Source organism: Duganella sp. FT27W, assembly GCF_009295655.1.
Taxonomy (GTDB): domain Bacteria; phylum Pseudomonadota; class Gammaproteobacteria; order Burkholderiales; family Burkholderiaceae_D; genus Rugamonas; species Rugamonas zoogloeoides.
On the sequence record NZ_WHIV01000001.1, the window covers coordinates 1,229,347 to 1,250,451 of the forward strand.

At 62.3% G+C, this 21,105-nt stretch carries 25 protein-coding genes; 8 read left to right on the forward strand and 17 right to left on the reverse strand.

From position 1 onward, the window contains the following. Positions 1-6 precede the first annotated feature (6 nt). Genes F8197_RS05235 through cyoA form a run of 7 tightly spaced genes read right to left on the reverse strand, consistent with a single transcriptional unit; the run spans position 7 to position 6,789 of the window. The gene (locus F8197_RS05235) at positions 7-573 is read right to left on the reverse strand and encodes a response regulator transcription factor (protein ID WP_152880514.1); all 567 of its coding nucleotides are present in this window, start codon (positions 571-573) and stop codon (positions 7-9) included. Further along, the gene (locus F8197_RS05240) at positions 563-1,924 is read right to left on the reverse strand and encodes an ATP-binding protein (protein WP_056145155.1); all 1,362 of its coding nucleotides are present in this window, start codon (positions 1,922-1,924) and stop codon (positions 563-565) included. The genes F8197_RS05235 and F8197_RS05240 overlap by 11 nt, the downstream gene beginning before the upstream one ends. Next, positions 1,911-2,738, reverse strand: a complete 828-nt coding sequence (locus tag F8197_RS05245) for an SURF1 family protein (RefSeq protein WP_152880516.1) — start codon at positions 2,736-2,738, stop codon at positions 1,911-1,913. The genes F8197_RS05240 and F8197_RS05245 overlap by 14 nt, the downstream gene beginning before the upstream one ends. Further along, on the reverse strand, positions 2,735-3,151 hold the full coding sequence (gene cyoD / locus F8197_RS05250; protein ID WP_026637143.1) for a cytochrome o ubiquinol oxidase subunit IV: 417 nt from the start codon (positions 3,149-3,151) through the stop codon (positions 2,735-2,737). Before cyoD ends, F8197_RS05245 begins: the two co-directional genes overlap by 4 nt. Continuing rightward, complete coding sequence (gene cyoC, locus F8197_RS05255) at positions 3,148-3,777, reverse strand: cytochrome o ubiquinol oxidase subunit III (RefSeq protein WP_019921061.1); 630 nt, start codon at positions 3,775-3,777, stop codon at positions 3,148-3,150. Before cyoC ends, cyoD begins: the two co-directional genes overlap by 4 nt. Beyond that, positions 3,770-5,785 (reverse strand): cytochrome o ubiquinol oxidase subunit I, encoded by a 2,016-nt coding sequence (cyoB, locus tag F8197_RS05260; protein WP_373996795.1) that lies wholly within the window; start codon positions 5,783-5,785, stop codon positions 3,770-3,772. The genes cyoC and cyoB overlap by 8 nt, the downstream gene beginning before the upstream one ends. Next, positions 5,782-6,789, reverse strand: coding sequence for a ubiquinol oxidase subunit II (gene cyoA, locus F8197_RS05265; RefSeq protein WP_082488895.1), 1,008 nt, complete (start codon positions 6,787-6,789; stop codon positions 5,782-5,784). Before cyoA ends, cyoB begins: the two co-directional genes overlap by 4 nt. Before the next feature lie 131 nt (positions 6,790-6,920). Here cyoA and F8197_RS05270 point away from each other — a divergent pair, with 131 nt between their 5' ends. Together F8197_RS05270 and ppk2 are read left to right on the forward strand one after the other, a co-directional pair. Beyond that, complete coding sequence (locus F8197_RS05270; protein WP_056145145.1) at positions 6,921-8,270, forward strand: MFS transporter; 1,350 nt, start codon at positions 6,921-6,923, stop codon at positions 8,268-8,270. 165 nt (positions 8,271-8,435) lie between these two features. Next, positions 8,436-9,308, forward strand: a complete 873-nt coding sequence (gene ppk2, locus F8197_RS05275; RefSeq protein WP_227012120.1) for a polyphosphate kinase 2 — start codon at positions 8,436-8,438, stop codon at positions 9,306-9,308. Between the two features lie 57 nt (positions 9,309-9,365). Here ppk2 and F8197_RS05280 read toward each other — a convergent pair whose 3' ends face one another. From F8197_RS05280 to F8197_RS05315, 8 genes are all read right to left on the reverse strand, one after another. Then, complete coding sequence (locus F8197_RS05280; protein ID WP_152880520.1) at positions 9,366-9,812, reverse strand: hypothetical protein; 447 nt, start codon at positions 9,810-9,812, stop codon at positions 9,366-9,368. 37 nt (positions 9,813-9,849) lie between these two features. Then, complete coding sequence (locus F8197_RS05285) at positions 9,850-10,269, reverse strand: hypothetical protein (protein WP_227012074.1); 420 nt, start codon at positions 10,267-10,269, stop codon at positions 9,850-9,852. Between the two features lie 119 nt (positions 10,270-10,388). After that, on the reverse strand, positions 10,389-10,817 hold the full coding sequence (locus tag F8197_RS05290; protein ID WP_152880524.1) for a hypothetical protein: 429 nt from the start codon (positions 10,815-10,817) through the stop codon (positions 10,389-10,391). Positions 10,818-10,843: 26 nt separating this feature from the next. Next, complete coding sequence (locus tag F8197_RS05295) at positions 10,844-11,278, reverse strand: hypothetical protein (protein WP_227012075.1); 435 nt, start codon at positions 11,276-11,278, stop codon at positions 10,844-10,846. Between the two features lie 38 nt (positions 11,279-11,316). Further along, a complete protein-coding gene (locus F8197_RS05300) occupies positions 11,317-11,721 on the reverse strand; it encodes a hypothetical protein (RefSeq protein ID WP_152880526.1) in 405 nt (134 codons plus the stop codon). A 28-nt stretch (positions 11,722-11,749) separates the two neighbouring features. Beyond that, positions 11,750-12,193, reverse strand: coding sequence for a hypothetical protein (locus F8197_RS05305; protein ID WP_193333336.1), 444 nt, complete (start codon positions 12,191-12,193; stop codon positions 11,750-11,752). Between the two features lie 26 nt (positions 12,194-12,219). Continuing rightward, positions 12,220-12,696 (reverse strand): hypothetical protein, encoded by a 477-nt coding sequence (locus F8197_RS05310; protein WP_152880530.1) that lies wholly within the window; start codon positions 12,694-12,696, stop codon positions 12,220-12,222. 32 nt (positions 12,697-12,728) lie between these two features. Next, positions 12,729-13,148 carry a hypothetical protein gene (locus F8197_RS05315; RefSeq protein WP_152880532.1) on the reverse strand — a complete coding sequence of 140 codons (420 nt, stop codon included), beginning with the start codon at positions 13,146-13,148 and terminating at the stop codon, positions 12,729-12,731. Positions 13,149-13,299: 151 nt separating this feature from the next. Here F8197_RS05315 and F8197_RS05320 point away from each other — a divergent pair, with 151 nt between their 5' ends. Continuing rightward, positions 13,300-13,671, forward strand: a complete 372-nt coding sequence (locus F8197_RS05320) for a glyoxalase superfamily protein (RefSeq protein ID WP_152880534.1) — start codon at positions 13,300-13,302, stop codon at positions 13,669-13,671. Between the two features lie 104 nt (positions 13,672-13,775). Here F8197_RS05320 and F8197_RS05325 read toward each other — a convergent pair whose 3' ends face one another. Beyond that, complete coding sequence (locus F8197_RS05325; protein WP_227012076.1) at positions 13,776-14,960, reverse strand: cyanophycinase; 1,185 nt, start codon at positions 14,958-14,960, stop codon at positions 13,776-13,778. A gap of 173 nt (positions 14,961-15,133) precedes the next feature. Between F8197_RS05325 and F8197_RS05330 the strand changes: the two genes are divergently transcribed. The 3 genes from F8197_RS05330 to F8197_RS05340 are packed head-to-tail and all read left to right on the forward strand — an operon-like array spanning position 15,134 to position 17,717. Further along, positions 15,134-15,595 carry a hypothetical protein gene (locus F8197_RS05330; RefSeq protein WP_152880536.1) on the forward strand — a complete coding sequence of 154 codons (462 nt, stop codon included), beginning with the start codon at positions 15,134-15,136 and terminating at the stop codon, positions 15,593-15,595. Beyond that, positions 15,592-16,485 (forward strand): lipopolysaccharide assembly protein LapB, encoded by an 894-nt coding sequence (locus tag F8197_RS05335; RefSeq protein ID WP_152880538.1) that lies wholly within the window; start codon positions 15,592-15,594, stop codon positions 16,483-16,485. Before F8197_RS05330 ends, F8197_RS05335 begins: the two co-directional genes overlap by 4 nt. A gap of 5 nt (positions 16,486-16,490) precedes the next feature. After that, positions 16,491-17,717, forward strand: coding sequence for an ATP-binding protein (locus tag F8197_RS05340; RefSeq protein WP_193333337.1), 1,227 nt, complete (start codon positions 16,491-16,493; stop codon positions 17,715-17,717). Positions 17,718-17,727: 10 nt separating this feature from the next. Here F8197_RS05340 and F8197_RS05345 read toward each other — a convergent pair whose 3' ends face one another. Then, entirely contained in the window at positions 17,728-17,997 is a 270-nt protein-coding gene (locus F8197_RS05345; protein WP_019921041.1) for a GlsB/YeaQ/YmgE family stress response membrane protein, read from the reverse strand. A gap of 229 nt (positions 17,998-18,226) precedes the next feature. On the opposite strand from F8197_RS05345, the gene F8197_RS05350 reads away from it, so the two are divergent. Both F8197_RS05350 and F8197_RS05355 read left to right on the forward strand, forming a co-directional pair. Continuing rightward, positions 18,227-18,736, forward strand: coding sequence for a TspO/MBR family protein (locus F8197_RS05350; RefSeq protein ID WP_152880542.1), 510 nt, complete (start codon positions 18,227-18,229; stop codon positions 18,734-18,736). 115 nt (positions 18,737-18,851) lie between these two features. Continuing rightward, a complete protein-coding gene (locus F8197_RS05355; protein ID WP_227012077.1) occupies positions 18,852-21,098 on the forward strand; it encodes a TonB-dependent receptor in 2,247 nt (748 codons plus the stop codon). Positions 21,099-21,105: the final 7 nt, after the last annotated feature.

Here is a 21,105-nt window from a genome sequence, read left to right on the forward strand (position 1 = left end):
GTCAGGTCATTTGACGCGCTGTTTTTCCAGCTTGCGGGCCAGCGTGCGGCGGTGCATGCCCAGGCGGCGGGCCGCTTCGGAGATATTGAAATCGGTCTCCGCCAGCACCGTATGGATGTGCTCCCACTCCAGGGTTTTGACCGATGTGGTGCGGTTGGTGACTTCGACTTCGGCGGTGCCGGCCACGTGTTCGAACGCGGCTTCGATGTCGTCGGTGTTCGACGGCTTGGCCAGGTACTGGCAAGCGCCCAGCTTGATCGCTTCCACTGCCGTGTTGATGCTGGCGAATCCCGTCAGCACCACGATCAGCATGTCGGGGTCGTGCTGGTGCAACATCTGCACGCAGGCGAGACCCGACGAATTGCCCTTGAGTTTGAGGTCCACCACGGCGTAGCCGGGTGAGTTGTCCATCAGGGCCGCGCTGGCTTCATCGACGTTCTCGGCAAGTAACACCCGGTAACCGCGCCGCTCGAACGAGCGGCCCAGGGTGCGGGCAAAGGCCGCGTCGTCTTCGACCAGCAGAAGTACGCGTTCATCCGATACGCGTTGATCGGCGACGGGTTCAGTAATCATGTGCTTGTTCCGGTTGTATGGCGATGGCCGACAGCGGCAGGTGAACCCGCACCACCGCCCCGCCCTCTTCACGATTGCTGGCGGCCACGGTGCCGCCCAGCGTGCGCGCCACGTTCACCACCAGGAACAGTCCGAGTCCACCGCCCGGCCGTCCTTTGCTTGAATTATACGGCTTGCCGAATTGCGCCAGGATCGCCTCGGCAAAACCGGGGCCGGCGTCGGTCACCGTCAGTACCAGCGCATTTGCCTCGATCACCGCGTCGAGCCGCAGCCAGCGCGGCGACGCTTCCAGTGCGTTGTCGAGCAGGTTGCTGATCATCTGCTTGACGGTCGAGTCGGCCACGACCGGCAAGTCCACCTCGACGCGGTTGTCGAACTCGAATTGCTGCACCGGCCGGCCGATGCGCCATTCGGCTGTCACGTCGTACAGGAAATCGTCGAGCGTGGTTGCTTCCGACGATTCGCCGCGCGTCTCGCCGGCCGACAGCAGGATGCCGCTGACGATGGTCTTGCAGCGCTGGAGCTGGGTCTGCATTTCGCCGATCTCTTCGAGCAGTTCCGGGTTGCCCTTGAACTCGGGCATATGCTTCCAGTCGCCGAGGATGACGGCCAGCGTGGCCAGCGGCGTACCAAGTTCGTGCGCCGCGCCCGATGCGAGCAAGCCCATGCGTACGATATGTTCTTCTTCGGCCGCGCGCTGGCGCAGGTCGGCCAGCTTGCTGGCCGTGGTGCGCATATTGCGCATGATGCGGTTGACGAACACCACCAGCAGCGCGGCGTCGATGATGAAGCACAGCAGCATGCCCTGCACGTACAGGCTCATGATGCCGCGCTCCTGGTCCAGCGGCAGGCGCAGCGGCTCCGAGAACAGCGCCAGGCCGGCGATGCAGAAACCGGTAACGCCGGCAATGGTCCAGGTGGACCAGGTTTCCAGCAGCACCGCGCCTAAAATTACGTGCAGCAGGTACAGGAACACGAACGGATTGGTGGCGCCGCCGGACAGGTACAGCTGCGCCGTCAGGCTGGCCACGTCGACCGTCAACGCCAGCAGCAGCTCGCTGTTGGACACCACCTGGTTTTCCTGCCAGCGCAAGGTGCTGGCAATATTAAAAGCAATCAGGCAGGCCAGCACATTGAGCATGGCCGGCATCGGCAACTGCACGTCGAGCAGCATCGAGGCAATCGCGATCGTTGCCACCTGGCCGACCACGGCGATCCAGCGCAGCTGGATCAGCTGCTGCATGTTCTTGTGGCCGGCCGCGTGGGTGATCGAGTTGGCGGCTGCCAGCGGCTCGATCACCGGCGTCGGCCGGCTGCCATGGTCGAACGGGTTCTTGTTAGCTTTCGCCATTCACGCCTTCTTGTTTACTGCGGCGGGCATCGCGCACCACCCACACGGCAGCGGCCACCACCATCAGCGCCAAACCATACCAGGTCAGCGCATACACCAGGTGGTTGTTGACGAACGATACCACCGTCAGGCCGCCTACCGGCACGGCGGTTTCTCCCGGCACGGGCAAATTGGCGGCCGCAGCGGAGGCCGCGTCGGCGTCGATGAAGTATGGCGCCACGGCCGGCAAGCCGCGCGCCTCGGCAATCGCCCTGGTGTCGCGCGTGTACCAGTAATTGCGCGCCGGTTCGTTCTTGCGCAGCGAACTGGCGATCTCGCTCAGGCGCAGCAGGCCCGATACCGTGCTTGGCGCCGGCGACGACTCGGCCAGCGTACCGCAGGCATCGGCTCGCACTTTCGGTGGCGCCGGTTGCGCGCGCCAGCCGCCCGCGCCAGCCGGCACGAAACCGCGGTTGACCATGACGATGCCGCCGTCGGCCGTGCACAGCGGCGTCAGCACCCAGTAACCGATGCCGCGGTCGAGCGAGGCCAGGGTCAAGGTGTCGGCGCCAGGCAGGTACGTGCCGGTGATGCGCACGTGGCGATACTCGTCGGTCTCGGCGCTGACCAGCGGCCACTGGGCCACGGTGGGTGCGTCGATGGCCGGTGCGTGCACGCGCTGGTCCACCCGTTCGATCAGGGCCAGCTTCCATTGCAGTCGATAGACTTGCCAGGTTCCCAAAGCAAAAAACCCTGCAAACATCAACCCGGCCAAAATGGCCAGGCTGATGCGCAGGGTGCGGGAACGCTGGCGCTGTTCAGCGCCGCCCGTCATTTCATCTCATGCATGTTGTGCACGTCGTCACCCATCGAAGGCATCATGTTGATGTTCATGTGGTACATGACCCAGATCGAACCGGCCATCACGATGATCAACAGGATCAGGGTAAACAGCGTGGACAGCAGGGTCCAGCCGCCTTCGTTCTTGCCGTTCATGTGCAGGAAGTAGATCATGTGAACGACCACCTGGACGGCGGCGAAGCCGAGGATGACGAAGGCGGTGGTGCTCGACTTGTCGAACACCTTGGCCATCACCAGCCAGAACGGAATCGCGGTCAGGATCACGGACAGCACGAAGCCGATCGCGTATTCCTTCATCGTGCCATGGTTGCCATCGTCCTGCTCGTGATGACCATGGTCGTCGTGGCCGTGGTGGTCGTGACCACCGTGATTAATTGGCGCGCTCAAGGCAGAACTCCCATCAGGTAAACAAAGGTAAACACACCGATCCAGATCACGTCCAGGAAGTGCCAGAACATCGACAGGCACATCAGGCGACGGCGGTTCTCAACGGTCAGGCCGTGCTTTTTCACCTGGAAGATCAGGGTGACCAGCCAGATGATACCGAACGTCACGTGCAGGCCGTGGGTACCGACCAGTGCGAAGAACGAGCTCAGGAACGCGCTGCGCTGCGGACCGGCACCCAGGTGTATCAGGTGCATGAACTCTTCGATTTCCAGGAACAGGAAGGCCAGGCCGAACAGGCCGGTCACGATCAGCCAGCCGATCACCGCGCCGACCTTGCGGCGCTGGGCGGCGATCATGGCGAAGCCGTACGTGATCGACGACAGCAGCAGGAACGCGGTGTTCAGCGCGATCGTGCCCAGTTCGAACAGCTCGGCGCCGGTCGGGCCGCCAGCATAGTTGCGGCCCAGCACGGCGTAGGTAGCGAACAGGCCGGCGAACAGCAGGCAGTCGCTCATCAGGTACAACCAGAAGCCCAGCAAGGTGCTGTTCTCCGGGTGGTGGTCGCGCGTCCAGTAACGCGCGCTTGGGTCGGCGCTCGCGGCGCCGTTAGCGGTAATTTCAGACATGACGTTCCAGCAGACGAGTATGGGCTTCTTCGGTACGAACTACTTCTTCCGCAGGGATGTAGTAGTCGCGCTTGTAGTTGAACGTGTGGGCGACGATCGCAACCATCATGGCCACGAAGCTCAGGCCGGCCAACAGCCACATGTGCCAGATCAGGGCGAAGCCAAGCACGAAGCTGATGGCGGCGATGATGAAGCCCATCTCCGTGTTCTTCGGCATGTGGATGGCAACGAAACCGCTCTTCGGACGCTGATAGTTGTTTTCTTTCATATCAGCCCAGCTGTCGCTGTCGTGCACGACTGGCGTGAACGCGAAGTTGTAGTCTGGCGGTGGCGACGAGGTCGCCCACTCCAGGGTACGGCCGCCCCATGGGTCGCCGGTCACGTCGCGCAGTTTTTCGCGGTTCATGAAGCTGACATACAGCTGGATCAGGAAGGCGCCGATACCGGCTGCGATGATCAAGGCGCCGATGGCAGCGATGATGAACCATTTTTGCAGCGAAGGATCGTCGAAGTGGTTCATGCGGCGGGTAACGCCCATGAAGCCCATCACGTACAGCGGCGTGAACGCCACCCAGAAACCGACCAGCCAGCACCAGAACGATACCTTGCCCCAGAACTCGTCGAGCTTGTAGCCGAACGCTTTCGGGAACCAGAAGTTGATACCTGCGAACAGACCGAACACCACGCCGCCGATAATTACGTTGTGGAAGTGGGCGATCAGGAACAGCGAGTTGTGCAGCACGAAGTCGGCTGGCGGAACAGCCAGCATCACGCCGGTCATACCACCGATGACGAAGGTCAGCATGAAGCCGATGGTCCACAGCATGGGGACTTCAAAGCGGATGCGGCCCTTGTACATCGTGAACAGCCAGTTGAAGATCTTCGCGCCCGTCGGGATCGAGATAATCATCGTGGTGATACCGAAGAACGAGTTGACGCTGGCGCCCGAACCCATGGTGAAGAAGTGGTGCAGCCATACCAGGTACGACAGGATGGTGATCACGACGGTGGCGTACACCATCGAGGTGTAACCGAACAGGCGCTTGCCCGAGAAGGTCGAAACGATTTCCGAGAACACGCCGAATACCGGCAGGATCAGGATGTACACCTCTGGGTGGCCCCAGATCCAGATCAGGTTCACGTACAACATCGGGTTACCGCCGAGTTCGTTCGTGAAGAAGTTGGTGCCGACGGTACGGTCGAGCGACAGCAGCGCCAGGGTCACGGTCAGGATCGGGAACGACGCAACGATCAGTGCATTGGTGCACAGCGAGGTCCAGGTGAACACCGGCATTTTCATCAGGTCCATGCCTGGCGCGCGCATCTTGACGATGGTCGCGATCAGGTTGACGCCGGACAGTGTGGTACCCACCCCGGCCACCTGTAATGACCAGATATAGTAATCGACCCCCACATCAGGACTTGCCAGCACGCCCGACAGTGGCGGGAACGCCAGCCAGCCGGTCTTGGCGAATTCACCGATGAACAGCGACGCCATGGTCAGCATCGCGCCGAAGGTGGTCATCCAGAACGAGAAGTTGTTCAGAAAAGGGAATGCCACGTCGCGCGCGCCGATTTGCAGCGGCACCACGTAGTTCATCAGGCCGGTTACCAGGGGCATGGCCACGAAGAAAATCATGATCGTGCCGTGGGCGGTAAACACCTGGTCGAAGTGGTGCGGTGGCAGGAAGCCGGGATTGTCGCCAAAGGCCATGGCCTGTTGCGCACGCATCATGATGGCGTCGGCAAAGCCGCGCAGCAGCATGATGATACCGAGCACCATGTACATGATGCCGATGCGTTTGTGGTCGATACTGGTAATCCAGTTGCGCCACAGGGTACCCCACAGTTGGAATTTGAACATGAGGGCCAGGAACAGTATGCCGCCCAGCGCCACGCCCGCGAAGGTGCCGATCAGAATAGGCTCGTGGAGCGGGATGGCCGCCCACGACAACTTACCCATGATCAACGAAGTTGATGTATTCAGGTTGGTATCAGACATGGTCATTCTTTACGGATAGTTGGTGCGGCAACCGCAGCGGTAGCAACGTCGGTTTCGCAAACTTCTGCTTCCAGTTGCTTGGCGACGGCAGCGGCTTTGACGCGCTTGGAATCGCTATGCATCTGCTCGTTCATGCACACGGTGCCATCGACCACGCAACGGTTGACGACGCGGTCGAACAGGCCCTGCTCCACGGAGGCGAAGTGCATGATCGGGTGCTTGATGGTCGGCTTGTCCAGGGCAATGAATTCAGCGCGGTTGAGCTCGCCACCACCGGAGGCCTTGGTCTTGGCGACCCAGGCGTCGAAGTCGGCTTGCGTCACGCCGTGGTACTTGAAGCGCATCTGCGAGAAGCCGGCGCCGCTGTAGTTGGCCGAGAAGCCGTCGTACACGCCCACCTTGTTCATCACTGCGTTCAGTTCCGTCTGCATCGAAGGCATGGTGTAGATCATGCCGGCCATTGCCGGGATGTAGAACGCGTTCATCACGGTCGACGACGTCAGCTTGAAGCGGACCGGCACGTCGATCGGGGTGTACAGCTCGTTCACGGTGGCAATACCCTGTTCCGGGTAGATGAACATCCACTTCCAGTCCAGTGCCACGACCTGGATTTCCATCGGCTTGACGTGGGCGGCCAGCGGACGCTCATGGTCGATGCGCGACAGCGGACGATACGGATCGAGCAAGTGGGTGTAAATCCAGGTGATCGCGCCCAGCACGATGATGATCAGGAGCGGTGCGCCCCAGATCAGCAGCTCGAGCTTGGTCGAGTGGTCCCAGTTCGGTTCGTATTTGGCGGAAGTATTTGACTTCCTATAGCGCCAAGCGAACAGACAGATCAAAAACATAACAGGTACGATGATCAACAACATCAGCAAGGTTGAAATGACAACCAGATCAGCTTGCTGTGCAGCGATATCTCCGGACGGGTTCAGCACCACCGTGTTGCAGCCAGCTAGCCACAACAACGGTGCGAGGAACAGTCCACGGCGGACGAGAGGAGGAATCATGCGGTAATTTTCGTTACTAATGATGGATAACATGCTACTGTACCAATCACGGGTGCTTCATGCTATTGGACACTTTGTCCTACCGGCCATGGACGCGCGTGATAACTATTAACTCACAAAGAGACGAGACCATGGCCAACACGACTACACTGAATGGCGTCCAAGCTGGCGTCCACGAACAACCCCAAACCAGCCAGGGCGCCCGCAACATCAATGCCAGGGATGGGCATATTTCTCCAGGTGAGATAGCAATCGGCGTGGTGATCGGCCGCGCATCCGAGTATTTCGACTTCTTCGTGTATGCCATTGCTTCGGCACTGGTGTTCCCGTCCGTATTCTTTCCGAACTACAGCCGGCTTGACGGAACACTATACGCTTTCGCGATTTTCTCGCTAGCGTTTATCGCCCGCCCGGTCGGGACTGTGGCGTTTATGGCAGTTCAACACCATTTCAAGCGAGAGACCAAGCTCACCCTGGCGCTGATGGTGATGGGTGTGTCCACCGCAGGTATTGCTTTCCTGCCAAGCTTCGAGTCGCTGGGCACCACCGCCATCTTGCTGCTGGCACTGTTCCGCATCGGCCAGGGTATCGCCCAGGGCGGCTCGTGGGACGGTCTGCCATCGCTGCTGGCGCTGAACGCACCCGAAAACAAGCGCGGCTGGTACGCGATGCTGGGCCAGCTCGGCGCGCCACTGGGCTTTGCGATTGCCGCCGGTCTGTTCGCCTACCTGATGGCAGCGCTGTCGTCGGCCGACTTCCTCGACTGGGGCTGGCGCTATCCGTTCTATGTGGCCTTCGCGATTAACGTCGTGGCCTTGTTCGCCCGCCTGCGCCTGGTAACCACCACCGAGTACTCGAACCTGCTCGATGACCGTCAACTGGAACCGGTAAGTGCTGTCGAACTGGTGAGCAAGCAAGGCCGCAACATCGTCATCGGCGCGCTCGCAGCCCTGGCATCGTACGCGCTGTTCCACCTGGTAACGGTGTTCCCGCTGTCGTGGGTGGCCATTAACGAATCGCGTTCGCTCACCGGCGTGCTTGGCGTGCAGTTGCTGGGCGTGGTGCTGATGACCATCGGCATCATCATTTCCGGTATTGTTGCTGACCGTTACGGCCGTCGCCGCACCCTCGGTACGCTGGCGACCCTGATTGCCATCTTCAGCGTGGCCGTGCCGTTCCTGCTCGACGCCGGCGAAAGTGGCCAGAACATCTTCATCCTGCTGGGCTTTGCGCTGCTGGGTTTGTCGTACGGCCAGGCTTCGGGCGCCGTGACCGCCAACTTCGAACAACGCTTCCGCTACACCGGCGCGGCGCTGACCTCGGATCTGGCATGGCTCGTCGGTGCCGCGTTTGCACCGCTGGTGGCATTGGGCGTATCGACCCACTTTGGTCTCGCTTATGCCGGCCTGTACCTGCTGTCGGGCGCGGTTGCTTCGCTGGCGGCACTGAGCCTGAATCGTCGCCTCGATATTCGTAACTGATAAATATATATAGTTACTTCAGTGAGAAGGGTCGCGCAAGCGGCCCTTTTTTATGGCGTCATCGGCGCGTCATATTTGGCAGATACATTATTGAAAGTCCAAACTGAGGAGTGTTGCGTGAATCTGAACCAGGAACAATTACTCGAGCGAGTGCATTTCGAGCTGATGGACGGCTACGACGAAGAACTGGAAATGGAACTCGAAGACCGCGAAATCGACCCGGTCACCCGCAAGGTCATCGAGTACGAGCGCACCGAGTCGGCCAAGGAAGAGCGCCGCCTCTATTTCCGCGAGCTGTTCCGCCTGCAGGCCGAACTGGTCAAGCTGCAGGACTGGGTCGTGCATACCGGCCACAAGGTCGTGATCATTTTCGAAGGCCGCGACGCCGCCGGCAAGGGTGGCGTGATCAAGCGCATCGTCCAGCGCCTCAATCCGCGCGTGTGCCGCGTCGCTGCCCTGCCCGCCCCCAACAACCGCGAACGCACGCAGTGGTATTTCCAGCGCTATGTGTCGCACTTGCCCGCTGCCGGCGAGATCGTGCTGTTCGACCGCAGCTGGTACAACCGTGCCGGCGTCGAACGCGTGATGGGTTTTTGCAGCGACGAGCAGTACGAGGAATTCTTCCAGGACGTGCCGGAATTCGAGCGCATGCTGGCGCGCTCGGGCATCCAGGTCATCAAGTACTGGTTCTCGATCTCGGACGAAGAGCAGAATGCGCGTTTCCTTGGCCGTATCCACGATCCGCTCAAGCAGTGGAAACTGAGCCCGATGGACCTGGAATCGCGCCGCCGCTGGGAAGAATATACGAAGGCCAAGGAAATCATGCTGGAGCGCACCCACATTCCGGAAGCGCCATGGTGGGTAGTGCAAGGCGTGGACAAGAAAAAGGCCCGCCTCAACTGCATCCACCATCTGCTGTCGCAAATGCCTTACGTGGAAGTGCCGCACCCGGAAATCACCCTGCCCGAGCGCGAATACCATGACGACTACGTGCGCCGCCCGGTGCCTGCGGAAATCATCGTGCCGGAATACTACTGATACGAAAAAGGCGCGCTCCGACTGGATGCGCGCCTTTTTTTGCCCTGCCATTATGGATCAAGCAGACAGCTGCGTTCCCAGCGCGCTGAAGATCAACTCACCGGGCTCGCCAGGGCGCCACACCAGGCCGCCGGCGATATTGTCGTTGGTTAGCTGGTTCCACTGGAAGAACAGGTTGCGGGTCGGATCGGTACTGCTGGTGATGAAGGTTGCCGGTGGGCCCAGGAAAGTGAACAGCGCCAGGCCGGTGATCGGCACCGGCCGCAAGCCGGTCACGAATGGAATGGTGACCGAGCCATCGATCCGGTAGGCGAACAGATCGAACGTGGCCTGCTGCTGCACTTGCGAAAACAGGCTGGCCACGTCACCGGTACCGGGCTTGGCGGCATTAGCGGCCTGGGCCGGATCGACTGGCTGGGTGAAGTCGATGCTGAACCGCAAAGTACCGAACAGCGTCAGTCCCTGCGCAGTTTTCAGCAACAGGGTGAAAACGGATTCGTCCATGATAATCTCCTTCGATATGAATTCGGGGTGACCAAGCTCAGAATGGCAGCTGCAGCTGGAAGCCCAGCAGGCTGAAGACCAGTTCAGCCGGTTCACCCGGACGCCACACCAAGCCACCGGCGATCTGGTTGCCAGTGATCTGGTTGAACTGCACGAACACCTGGCGGGCCGGATCGGTGCCGCCCAGTACCGTGGTGATCGGGCCGGCCGCCGTGGCCAGCGCCACCCCTTGCAATGGCACGCGACCAAAGCCGGTCAGCAGCGGAATCGACACCGAACCTTCCACCGGCAACACGACTGCCGTGATCACGCCGATCTGCTGGTTCTCGGCCAGCAACGCCGGCACACCGCCGTCGGGCACAGTTGCCAGCGGATCGGTAAAGCGATAACGCAAGGTGCCGAACAGCGTCAGGCCCTGCTCTCCGGTCAGTATCAGGTTGTAGATAAAGTCGTTCATCATGACCTCCCATGGATAGCTAAGAAATAAAAAAACGCCCGACCCGTGCAGGCCGGACGTTCAGCTTAGCCAGCCGCAGTGAGCGCCATCCTGATCCATTCGACATTTGCCGTCGCTAGTCAGGCAGGTGCACGCACCAGCGTTCCCAGCAGGCTGAAGGTCAACTCGCCCGGCTCACCGGAACGCCACACCAGGCCGCCGCAAACGTGCTCGGGATCAAGCTCGTACAGTTGCATGCCCACGTTGAAGCGCTGATCGGTCGAGGACAGAAAGGCCGTCACGAAAGGACCGATGAGCGGGAACCAGGCCGTCCCTTCCAGCGGCACCGGCGCCAGGCCAGTCAACAAGGGAATGTTGATGCTGCCCTCCATCGGATACACGAACAGTTCTGTTGTGCTCTGCTGCTGCACTTGCGCCAGCAGTTGCTCGGTGCCGGCCGGCGAGCGATCGAGCGGTTCCGTCGCCACTACCTGGAAGCGCAGCGTGCCCAGCAGCGTCAAGCCCTGCGCCGTTCTGAGCAGTAAGGTGTAATAAGCCAATTCGTCCATGACACTCTCCTTCTTGGATGTATCGATCAGAACGGCGACGGCGTGGTCGTGCCCAGGAAGCTGAACACGAGTTCGGCCGGATCGCCGGGGCGCCACAAAACACCACCGGCAATGCGCAAACCATCGATATTGTTGAACTTGACAATCGCCTGGCGTGCCGGATCGGCGCTACCGAGCACATACGCCAGTCCGGCAGCCGGCGTGACCAGCAAGGCGCCGGTCAGCGGCACGCGGCCGAAGCCTGTCAACAGCGGTATCGACAGAGAGCCTTGCACCGGGTACACGACCACTGTGGCGGTACCCAGTGGCTGTGCCGAACCACTCGCCACGGTCAGGGCCGAAGCGGGTGGTGGCGCTGCCGTTCCTGCCTGCGATTCGAGCAGCACGCGAAAGCGCAAGGTACCGAACAGGGCGTAACCACCCTCGCCGGTGAGCAACAACCTGAAAATAATCTCGTCCATCATGTCCTCCATGGTGTGGTGATATGAGCTGCCCACGCTCAGGCTGGCAGCGCGATGCGCCTGCCGAGGAAGGCGTATTCCACGACATTCGAATTCGGCAGCTGCGACAGCAAGCCACCGGCGATGCGTTCGAAACCGATGGGATTGAATTGCACGGTCAGTCCCCGCGCCGCGTCTTCGCTGTAGAACCAGTTCAGCAGCGGCTGCCCCATCTGCACGTAGATCGCGAAGCCGCTCAACGGCACCGGCTGCATACCGGTCAGGAACGGGATGGTGATACTGCCACGCGCCGGATACACCACGCCGCCGATCGTGGCAGCCTGCTGCTGCCGGTCCGCACTTGCATCGAGTGCAGTGGTGAAGTCGATCGAGTACCGCAACGTCCCGAGCAAGGTCAGACCCGTTGCGCTTTTCAACAGCAAGCTATAGATATTCTCATCCATGACTATCTCCCTGGTTGATGATGTGGCGTCATGCCAGCGTGCCCACTTGCCGTGCCAGCAGGCTGAGCGGCACGGTCAACGCTGTGCCCGGCGGCCCCGGTTGCCATAGCAGTCCGCCCACCAGCGCGACGCGGGAAAAGAAGCCGAACTGCAGCACCACCGAAGGCGTTCCGGTGTTGAACAGCACCGCCGACAGCGGGAAGCCGACCGCCGAATAGATCACGCCGGTCAGGCGCACCGGGGCCAGGCCGGTCAGCAGCGGCACGGTCAGCGTTCCGGCCAGCGGCGCTTCGTTGATCTCGATGTATTGGGCTTGCGACGGCGCCTGGCTGCGCAACTGTTCAAGGATTGCGGGCGGCTGACCGGCACTGTCCGGCAGGACAGTGCCGGGATCGTAGTCGATGCGCAGGGTCCCGAACACGCTCAGGCCCAGTTCGCTGGTCAGCAGCAAATTGTAGATACTCTCGTCCATCATGACCTCCATGGTGTAATGCCTTGTCAGGCAGAAGAACCGTCAAGCCGGCAAGATTTGCCGCTTGCCCAGCAAGCCGGCAAGATTTGCCGCTTGCCCAGCAAGCCGAAACTGGTATTGATCGGCCCCCACAACAGGCCGCCGCCGATCTGCTCGTTGTTGACCTGGTTGAAGCACATCAGCACGCGGCTGTCGTCGGCAAACAGCCGGGTGACGATCGGCGGTCCCATCTGGATGAAGAACGCCACATCGTCAACGGGGATGGCGCGGTTGCCGGTCAATAGCGGAATCGTGACCGTGCCTTCGGCCCGGTACACCAGCGCAAAAATGTTTTCCTGCTGCTGTTGCTGCTGGTGGTGAGCCTGGCGCAATGCCGGCAAGGTGAAGACGTTCCTGTCTCCTCCCTGGTCGGCCTCCAGGCTGCTCAAGCGGTAGCGCAATACGCCGAACAAGATCAGCCCGCCACGCGATTTCAGGAGCAGGTTGTACACAAACTCATCCATAGTGTTTCCTTCCATAACAGTTGGGAGTGACATCAGAAGGCGCGCGGCAGCTGGCGCGCCAGGACGCTGAACACCAGTTCGCTGTAGTTGCTGGCGCCCCAGATCACGAAGCCGCCGAGGTCAGGGCTGCCGAACGGAAAAAGCTGGATGCCGGCTGATGGCCGCGCGTTGCCGCTGTCGAGGGCGAACGAGAACAGGCCGGCGGCGGTGGCAAAAGCAATGCCGCGCAGCGGTACCTGGCGAAATGCCGCCAGTAACGGCAGCGAAATTTCACCTTCGATCGGCACCGGCACCAGTTCCTGCGTGACGGGCACCAGCGGCTCGGACGCCTGGGCCGGCAAGCGGACGCTGCCGGTGGACGTGTCGGGCTCGATACGACGCAGGCGCAAGGTGCCGAACAGGCTCCAGCCCTGCTCGCTTGTCAGAAACAGGTTATAGATTTCATCTTCCATCAGTACCTCCAGAGTGGGTAACGGGAACACATGACTCGCGATGAGCCTGTATCCAGCGTAGCCAGCCGGACGCCACCGATGCTGACGCAATCGACATGCGCACCCACATCGGGCGTACTATTCAGGGTCTGAATTTCCGTGGAGATTAAAAATGCAAATTGGTACCGTCACACCGCTGCTCAGAGTGTTCGATGAAGAAAAAGCGCGCGCGTTTTATATCGATTACCTCGGATTTACGCGCGACTGGGAACATCGCTTCGAGCCGGGCATGCCGCTGTACCAGCAGGTATCGCGCGGCGCCTGCGTGCTGCACCTGACCGAACACCACGGCGATTGCTGCCCCGGCGCGGCGATCCGCGTAACGGTGGACGACATCGACGCGCTGCACGCCGAACTGGCCGCCAAGCCATATCGCTATGCACGGCCCGGCATCGAAGAGATGCCGTGGGACAGCAGGGAAATGTCGATCAAGGATCCGTTCGGCAACCGGCTCACGTTCGTGCAGGTGGCCGACCAGGTTTGAAGAAGGAGATGGGAATTTACGGAACTAATGGGTCGTGGCAGCAAACGCCTGGTAAAACCGCAGCGCGGACGCGAAGTCGTTCACGCCCACGAAAACGTGCGAAATCATTGGTACCAGGGCCGGGTGATTTTCAGCGGCCGCACATCGAGCCGCATATTGAGGACCGTGTACGCTTCCGATGCAGCCGAGGAATAGCCAGTGGTGGCAGCGTCGCGGGTGAGCTTGAATTCGAAGCCCAGTTCCTGGTGCGGCTCGCCCGGGCCGGCGGTGGCGATGCCGATTGCCTCTGTCTGCGAGCTGTCCACCAGCTTCGACATCATGATCAGGATGGTGTTGTGGCCCAGCACATCGGCCGAGAACACCGGGTCGGAATAATACGGGTTGGCCGGATCGACCTTGCCTTCGACCTTGTCTTCGGACGGCGTGTACTTGTGCAATTTGAGGTCGTACTTATCGCCGCGATCGAGATAGCTCAGGCGGGCGTTTTGCAGGTTGAACTGCTTGACGTCGCTGTTGACGGTGGCACGGGTAAGGTCCACCACCAGCGCGCCCTGGTAGCCCAGCACTTCCACTTCGCGCTGGGCATTGATCACCACGGCCGAGTTCTCGTCGATGCCGATGCCAAGCTTATAGCCTTTCTTGAGCATGGCCGGCAGCATGCGGGCGAAGCGTCCGCGCGCCAGCAGGTGCTGGTCGATAAAGATGTCGTCGCCCACGAAGCCGAGGCCCAGGGCCAGCTCGCGGCCATTGACGCCTTCGCTCAGGGTGCCGAACACGGTTTTCGCCTCGTAATACATGGTGGTGCTCATGATGGCGGCGCCGGCGCTGGTGCCGAAGATCACGCCGCCACGCCGATAGACGTCCCAGATCGCTTCGAGCACCTTGGTGCGGCTGCCGTCGGGGCGCACCAGCGCCTGCGTGATCAGGGCCTGGTCGCCGCCCGAAAAATACACGCCGCCCGCGTCGCGGATCGATTGCGCAATGGTGTCGTCGTCGGCATCACGGCGGTAGTCGCGGTCTTTCATGCGAACGGCCAGCGGCACCACGAAGGCGTTGGCGCCCTGCTTGTTCAGGCCTGCGGCCGCGTAGGCCCCGGAACGGACCGGGTTGCCGGCCGCGCTGGGCAGCACCGCGATGCGGGCGCCGGCGCCACCGGCCAGTTGCACCACGCGCTGCCAGATCACGGTATTGTCACCGCGCACGGCGCCGCCGGCGATCACCAGTGAGCCCTTGGGAGGCGCTTCGGCCGCCGCTGCCTGCGGTACCGTCAACATCATTGAAATGGACATCGCCACCACCATCGCCGCCCGAACAATACTTACCATGCCTGCCATCCCCGGAATCACTATTGAATATGCCCGCGCCAGTGCGCGCAGGCGTAAGACTACCATATGGGCAACAAATTAATTGCCCGGATCGGCGCGAGTTGCTACCATGCGGCCTTGCCGACCACAACCTCCCCATGCGCGAACATCTGCTTACCCCCTCGCTGTCGGCCACTACGCGGCCAGTCACGCTGTACTCCGTCCAGTCGAGTTTCCTGGTTGCCTTCCTGGGCGGCCCGGTGGCCATCCTGCTGTATAGCAGTCTGAATTCCTGGCGCCTGCGCCGCACCGGAGATATTCCGGTGATTGTGCTGGGCGCCGGCGCGGTAGTCGGCCTGGTGTACGCGCTGCTGTTCCAGCCGATGCTGTTTGCCGGCCTGGTCGAGCTGCTGGGCAACGACACCTTCCGTGCACTGCGCACCGTGTTGTCGCTGGCGATCTGCGGCGTATTCTATGGCCTGCACCAGAAGCAGCACCGCTCGGCCGCTTTCTTCCACGACAAGCCGCCGTCGCCGTGGATTCCGGCCATTATCTGTATCGTTGTCGGTTATGTCAGTTTCTTTCGCCTGTTTGACGTGATCAAGGGAATAGCGTCATGAGCGAAAACGCCCTGCTTTCCGCGCGCGACTACGCGCTGCAAATCGAAGGCCTGCTCGAACGCAACCGCTATGCCCATGCCCGGGTATTGATCGGCGAAGCGCTGGCGCACTACCCGAACGACAGCACGCTGCTGTTTGCCGCTGCCCGCGTCGATTACGACACCGGCGCCCGCGACGAAGCCCGCCACACGCTGCAACAAATCCTGGCCCACGATCCCGACGACTACGCCGCCCGTTCGCTGATGGTCAACGTGCTGCAAGACCAGGGCGACCTGCCGCAAGCGGAACTGCTGCTGATCGAGCTGATCCGCGAGTACCCGGAAGCGGGTTTCCAGTACGCGCGCTATGCGCTGCTGATGTACCGCACCCTGCACATCGAAAAAGCCCAAGCGCTGGCGCGCGAAGCCTTCCGGCTTGACCCGAACAACGAGCTGGCCCTGACCACGTGCCTGATCGGCGACATCATCGACGGCCGCAAGGGCGCCGAGCAGGCCGGCCTGGCGCGGCTGCTGCAAGGCCACCCGGAAAGCGAAAACACGGCCCGCATGCTGATCACGCACTTGCTCAGCCGGGGTCGCTACAAGGCCGCCAAGCGCATCGCGGTGGAGCTGCTCAAGCTGTATCCGAATTCGCGCGAGGTACTGGAACTGGTGGTGCAGCTCGATGCGCTGAGCCACTGGAGCATGTTGCCGCTGTGGCCCCTCAACCGCTGGGGATGGGCAGCCTCGGGCGCACTGTACGTGCTCACCCTGCTGGGCCTGAACCTGGTCCGCAACCAGGCGCCGCTGTTTGCCAGCGCCGCCACCTGGACCCTGCTCGGCTACTGTGCCTATTCCTGGATTTATCCATCACTCTTGACGCGCTGGCTCAAACGCCGCGCAGGACTCTGACCGCCATGACCATGACACGAGAAGCCTACGAAGCGGCGCTGGTGAGCGACCCGTTCAATATCGACTCCCGCCTCGGCTATGCACGCCTGCTGCTGGACGCGCAAGACGCGCCGGCTGCTTTAACCCAGTTCGAACTGGTGGTGCGTCAGCGCCCGGACGCTGCCAGCCTTGGCGGCAAGGCGCTGGCATTGCTGGCCCTGGAACGCACGTCGGAAGCGCTGGAAGCGTACACGGCGGCGCGCCAGTACCCGGACTTCACCGCGCACGACGCGCTGGAACAATTGCAGCAAAAGGCACGGCCGGCGACCGGCCCGGTGCTGTCGGTGGTAGGTGGCGGCGCCAAGGTGGTGCCCTTGAAACCGCAGGCGCCGGACCAGGTGCGCTTTGCCGACGTGGGCGGCATGGAAGACCTCAAGAAAACGCTGCGCTTGCACATCATCGAACCATTCCTGCGCCCTGGCCTGTTCGCCAAATTTAAAAAGAGCGGCGGCGGCGGCATTTTGCTGTACGGCCCGCCCGGCTGCGGCAAGACCATGATCGCGCGCGCCATCGCCAACGAGTGCAATGCCTCGTTCGTGTCGGTGGGCATCAGCGAAGTGCTCAGCATGTGGCATGGCGAAAGCGAACGCGCGCTGGCCCAGTTGTTCGAGAAAGCGCGCGCGCAAAAGCCGTGCGTGCTGTTCTTCGACGAACTCGACGCACTGGCTTTCTCGCGCAGCAAGGCGCACAGCGAAAATAGCCGCACCATCGTCAACGAATTCCTGTCGCAGCTCGACGGCTTCGAGCGCGACAACCGCGACGTACTGTTCCTGGCCGCCACCAATATGCCGTGGGACGTGGACCAGGCCATGAAACGCACGGGCCGCTTCGCGCGCCAGCTGTTCGTGCCGCCGCCGGATGCCGAAGCGCGCAAGCACATCATCGAACTGAAGCTGCGCGACATCCCGGTGCAGGACGTCGACGTGGACGCGCTGGTCACGGCCACGCCCCACTACTCGGGCGCCGACATCGACGGCCTGGTGGACCTGGCCAAGGAAAGCACGCTGCACGACATCCTGTCCGGGGCGCCGGAACGGCCGATCGGCCCGAAGGACATGGAATACGCCCTGGAGCAGATGCAGCCGTCCACCATCGAATGGCTGAAAACCGCGCGCAACCTGGTGCGCTACGCAGGCAGCGACGACAGCTACCGCGACGTCGAGAAGTATCTCAAAAAGACCAGGTTCGCCTGATTGTCCGCGGTCATCGCACCCGGCCGCGCCGGAACAGGTTGACGATGGCCAGCAGGATCAGCGCACCGAGGAACGACACACCGAGCGACGCCAGGCTGAAGTCGTCGGAGTTGATGGTGCCGGTGCCCAGCACGGGCGCCAGCAGCCATCCGCTCAGCAGCGCGCCGACGATGCCGACCACCACGTTGAGCAACAGACCTTGCTGGGCGTCGGTTTTCATGACCAGGCTGGCCAGCCAGCCCAGGATGCCGCCTATGACTATCCACAGTATCAGATTCATCTTTTCCCCCTTGTAGTTGAGTGTGCCTGATGAGCGCGCCTGAGAGACGGCACGCCGACCGGTCGGTTGATTATGCGGAGCCGGGGCGCGCGCGCCTATCGGCACTCGTCGCAAGCTGGTGTCGGAAGACTCCTAAGCTATGCGCGGCCTGCGGCCATATGTATGCTGGCGAACGGAGTGTGTATCCACCTTCGGTCACCATCTGCTAAACCGTTACGGAGCACCGATCATGACCACGCACGCCCTTCCCCCTTCACGACCACTGCAACTGCCAGCCCTGGCCGGCTGGGTAGTGTTCACCTTCGTGTTTGCCGCCATCGGCGCGTTTGCCACGTCGCAGGCCGGCGCGTTCTATCAACAGCTCGACCGCCCCGCGTGGGCGCCACCGGCCTGGCTGTTCGGGCCGGCGTGGACGGTGCTGTATGCCCTGATGGCGGTCGCCGCCTGGCGCGTGTACCGTACCGCGTCCGAGCGCAGCGTGCGGCCCGAGTTGACCTTGTACGTGGCGCAGCTGGCGCTCAACGCGCTGTGGAGCTGGCTGTTCTTTGCCTGGCACAACGGCCCGTTGGCGTTTGCCGAGATCATCGTGCTGTGGCTGGCGATTGCCGCCACCATCGTCGCCTTCGGCCGGCGCGACCGCGTGGCCGGACTGTTGTTGCTGCCCTACATAGCCTGGGTGACGTTCGCCGGGGTGCTTTGCTACAGCATCTGGCAGCGCAACCCGGGCGTGCTGGGCTGAAGTCATGACACCTTAGCATGAAAAAATAGCAATCAGGAAATTGTGTTGTTCTAGCAGCTACTAAAAGTGAAGCCAAGCTGATAGACTGCGAGGTTTGGCTTTTCTTACTGCTTTCATGTTGAAATCTTGCGTTCCCGACCACGCCGCCACACTGGCATTGACCTTGTCGTCGCTGAGCCTGTTGAGCTGGGCGCCCGCTGCCGCCCAGGATCAGGCGGGCGCGGCCCTGCCCGAGGTGGTGGTCACCGCCCAGCGCACGCCAGCGCTGGAATCGAAGACGCCGGTGTCGATGACGGTGCTGGGCGAACGGCAACTGGTCGAACGCGGTCTCGATAACCCCGGCGACATCGGCGCCGCCATCCCCAACGTGGAATTCGACAATGCCACCGACGGCCTGCGCATCACCATGCGCGGCGTATCGAGTGCCGATACCACCGGCAAGGGCGATCCGTCCGCCGCGTTCATGCTCGATGGCGTCTATATCGCCCGGCCGCAAATCCAGAACCTCTCGTTCTACGACCTGGAACGGGTGGAAGTACTGCGCGGACCGCAAGGCACGCTGTACGGCCGCAACACCACCGCCGGCGCCGTCAATGTCATCTCAAAAACGCCGGTCGATACCTTCGCCTTCGATGCCCATGCCGGCATCGGCAACTATCGCAGCCGCGAGGCCGGCGCCATGCTCAACGTGCCGGTCAACGACATGCTGGCCCTGCGCGCGGCCGTGGTGGCGCACCGCCACGACAGCTACCTGCGCAATGGCCAGGGTACCCCGTACGCGCTGGGACTGGACCGCGACGACGTGTCCGCGCGCCTGTCCGCCAGGATCAGGCTGCACCGCGACGCCACCCTGCTGCTGCGGGCCGACCACAGCCGGGTGGACGACAACAACGACAGCTTCGTTCCCGACACCAATTTCTATTCGGGCGTATCCGCCGGCACGCCGGTCTGGCAAGGCGGCAGTACGCGCGACCTGCTCACCAACCGCTTCATCTCGCCCAATTCAACGCCATCGCAGGGCTACAGCCACAAGACGACGTCCAGCCTCGGCGCCGACCTGCAATGGGACCTGGGTGCAGCGACGCTGTACTACCTGGGCGCGCACCGCGACTACGACCAGCAGCAGCTGACCAACTCCTACTACCGCGTGGCCCCAGGCGTGGCGCTGGGCGTGCACCAGGACTTCGACGGCTGGTACCGGCAAGACTCGCACGAAGTGCGCCTGGCCAGCAAGGCCACCGGGCCGCTGACGGGACAGGCCGGCGTGTATTACTTCCGCGAGCGGTCGTCGCAGTCGTACACGTTCCGCGACCTGGAAGCGGCCGGCCTGACGCCGTATTACGCCTTCCCGCACGGTCCCACGCGCTCGGCCAGCAAGGCGCTGTTCGGCCAGGCCACCTACCAGGTGCGCGGCGACCTGCGCCTGACGGCTGGCGCGCGCCGCACCATGGACAAAAAATCGCGCTACGGCGCCACCAGCTTCCAGCAGGCCAGCGTGTTCAACCCGGCCACCGACCTGCAACTGCTCAACGCTGCCGACCTGGCCACCAACCAGACCACCTGGCGCCTGGGCGCGGACTTCGATGTCACGCCATCGACCATGGTGTACGCGTCGATTGCCACCGGCTACAAGGCCGGCGGTTTCAATGACGGCTGCATGGCGGGCGCGCAGGCGCTGGGCCTCACCTGTAACCCGGCGCTGGCCGTGCCGCGCACCACGCTGGTGTACCAGCCGGAGCAACTGCGCGCTTACGAAGCCGGCGTCAAGACCCGCTTCCTCGACCAGCGCGGTGCGCTCAATGTCTCCGTGTTCAGCTATGACTACACCAATTTGCAGCTCTCGGGTGTGGCCGTCGTGGCGGGCGCCCCACGCTTCATTACCGGCAATGCCGGCGAGGCCAGCGTCAAGGGACTGGAACTCGAGGGCCGGTTCAACCTGACCGCGCAGGACCGCCTGGTGTATGGGCTGTCGCTGTTGGACGCCCACTACGTGCGCTACTCGCCGGACGGCGTCCACTCGTGGAACGGCAACAAGCTCGATCGGGCCCCGGCGCACACCGTGTCGCTCGGCTACGAACGCAGCATGCGCGTGGGCGACGGCGTACTGGCGGCGGGACTCGACACCCGCCGCAGCGCCGACTATGAGATTGCCGTGGCGTCGCAACTGCTGCGCTACCGGGTACCGGCACGCACCGAGACCGGCGCCTCGCTGCGCTACACCGTGGCCGGTGGCGCCTGGAGCGTGCTGGCCCGGGTGAAAAACCTCGAGAACAAGGTCCGCCCGATCAGCATCGACAGCTTCGGCATGGCGGTGCCGAGCGATCCGCGCACGTTCGATCTGCGCGTCGATTACCGTTACTGATCCCGCC

Excerpts from the sequence above, each read along its gene's own strand:
- F8197_RS05235 (WP_152880514.1), bottom strand. The coding sequence starts at position 573 with ATGATTACTGAACCCGTCGCCGATCAACGCGTATCGGATGAACGCGTA.
- F8197_RS05240 (WP_056145155.1), bottom strand. The coding sequence starts at position 1,924 with ATGGCGAAAGCTAACAAGAACCCGTTCGACCATGGCAGCCGGCCGACG.
- F8197_RS05245 (WP_152880516.1), bottom strand. The coding sequence starts at position 2,738 with ATGACGGGCGGCGCTGAACAGCGCCAGCGTTCCCGCACCCTGCGCATC.
- cyoC (WP_019921061.1), bottom strand. The coding sequence starts at position 3,777 with ATGTCTGAAATTACCGCTAACGGCGCCGCGAGCGCCGACCCAAGCGCG.
- cyoB (WP_373996795.1), bottom strand. The coding sequence starts at position 5,785 with ATGACCATGTCTGATACCAACCTGAATACATCAACTTCGTTGATCATG.
- cyoA (WP_082488895.1), bottom strand. The coding sequence starts at position 6,789 with ATGATTCCTCCTCTCGTCCGCCGTGGACTGTTCCTCGCACCGTTGTTG.
- F8197_RS05270 (WP_056145145.1), top strand. The coding sequence starts at position 6,921 with ATGGCCAACACGACTACACTGAATGGCGTCCAAGCTGGCGTCCACGAA.
- ppk2 (WP_227012120.1), top strand. The coding sequence starts at position 8,436 with ATGGACGGCTACGACGAAGAACTGGAAATGGAACTCGAAGACCGCGAA.
- F8197_RS05280 (WP_152880520.1), bottom strand. The coding sequence starts at position 9,812 with ATGGACGAATCCGTTTTCACCCTGTTGCTGAAAACTGCGCAGGGACTG.
- F8197_RS05285 (WP_227012074.1), bottom strand. The coding sequence starts at position 10,269 with ATGAACGACTTTATCTACAACCTGATACTGACCGGAGAGCAGGGCCTG.
- F8197_RS05290 (WP_152880524.1), bottom strand. The coding sequence starts at position 10,817 with ATGGACGAATTGGCTTATTACACCTTACTGCTCAGAACGGCGCAGGGC.
- F8197_RS05295 (WP_227012075.1), bottom strand. The coding sequence starts at position 11,278 with ATGGACGAGATTATTTTCAGGTTGTTGCTCACCGGCGAGGGTGGTTAC.
- F8197_RS05300 (WP_152880526.1), bottom strand. The coding sequence starts at position 11,721 with ATGGATGAGAATATCTATAGCTTGCTGTTGAAAAGCGCAACGGGTCTG.
- F8197_RS05305 (WP_193333336.1), bottom strand. The coding sequence starts at position 12,193 with ATGGACGAGAGTATCTACAATTTGCTGCTGACCAGCGAACTGGGCCTG.
- F8197_RS05310 (WP_152880530.1), bottom strand. The coding sequence starts at position 12,696 with ATGGATGAGTTTGTGTACAACCTGCTCCTGAAATCGCGTGGCGGGCTG.
- F8197_RS05315 (WP_152880532.1), bottom strand. The coding sequence starts at position 13,148 with ATGGAAGATGAAATCTATAACCTGTTTCTGACAAGCGAGCAGGGCTGG.
- F8197_RS05320 (WP_152880534.1), top strand. The coding sequence starts at position 13,300 with ATGCAAATTGGTACCGTCACACCGCTGCTCAGAGTGTTCGATGAAGAA.
- F8197_RS05325 (WP_227012076.1), bottom strand. The coding sequence starts at position 14,960 with ATGTCCATTTCAATGATGTTGACGGTACCGCAGGCAGCGGCGGCCGAA.
- F8197_RS05330 (WP_152880536.1), top strand. The coding sequence starts at position 15,134 with ATGCGCGAACATCTGCTTACCCCCTCGCTGTCGGCCACTACGCGGCCA.
- F8197_RS05335 (WP_152880538.1), top strand. The coding sequence starts at position 15,592 with ATGAGCGAAAACGCCCTGCTTTCCGCGCGCGACTACGCGCTGCAAATC.
- F8197_RS05340 (WP_193333337.1), top strand. The coding sequence starts at position 16,491 with ATGACCATGACACGAGAAGCCTACGAAGCGGCGCTGGTGAGCGACCCG.
- F8197_RS05345 (WP_019921041.1), bottom strand. The coding sequence starts at position 17,997 with ATGAATCTGATACTGTGGATAGTCATAGGCGGCATCCTGGGCTGGCTG.
- F8197_RS05350 (WP_152880542.1), top strand. The coding sequence starts at position 18,227 with ATGACCACGCACGCCCTTCCCCCTTCACGACCACTGCAACTGCCAGCC.
- F8197_RS05355 (WP_227012077.1), top strand. The coding sequence starts at position 18,852 with ATGTTGAAATCTTGCGTTCCCGACCACGCCGCCACACTGGCATTGACC.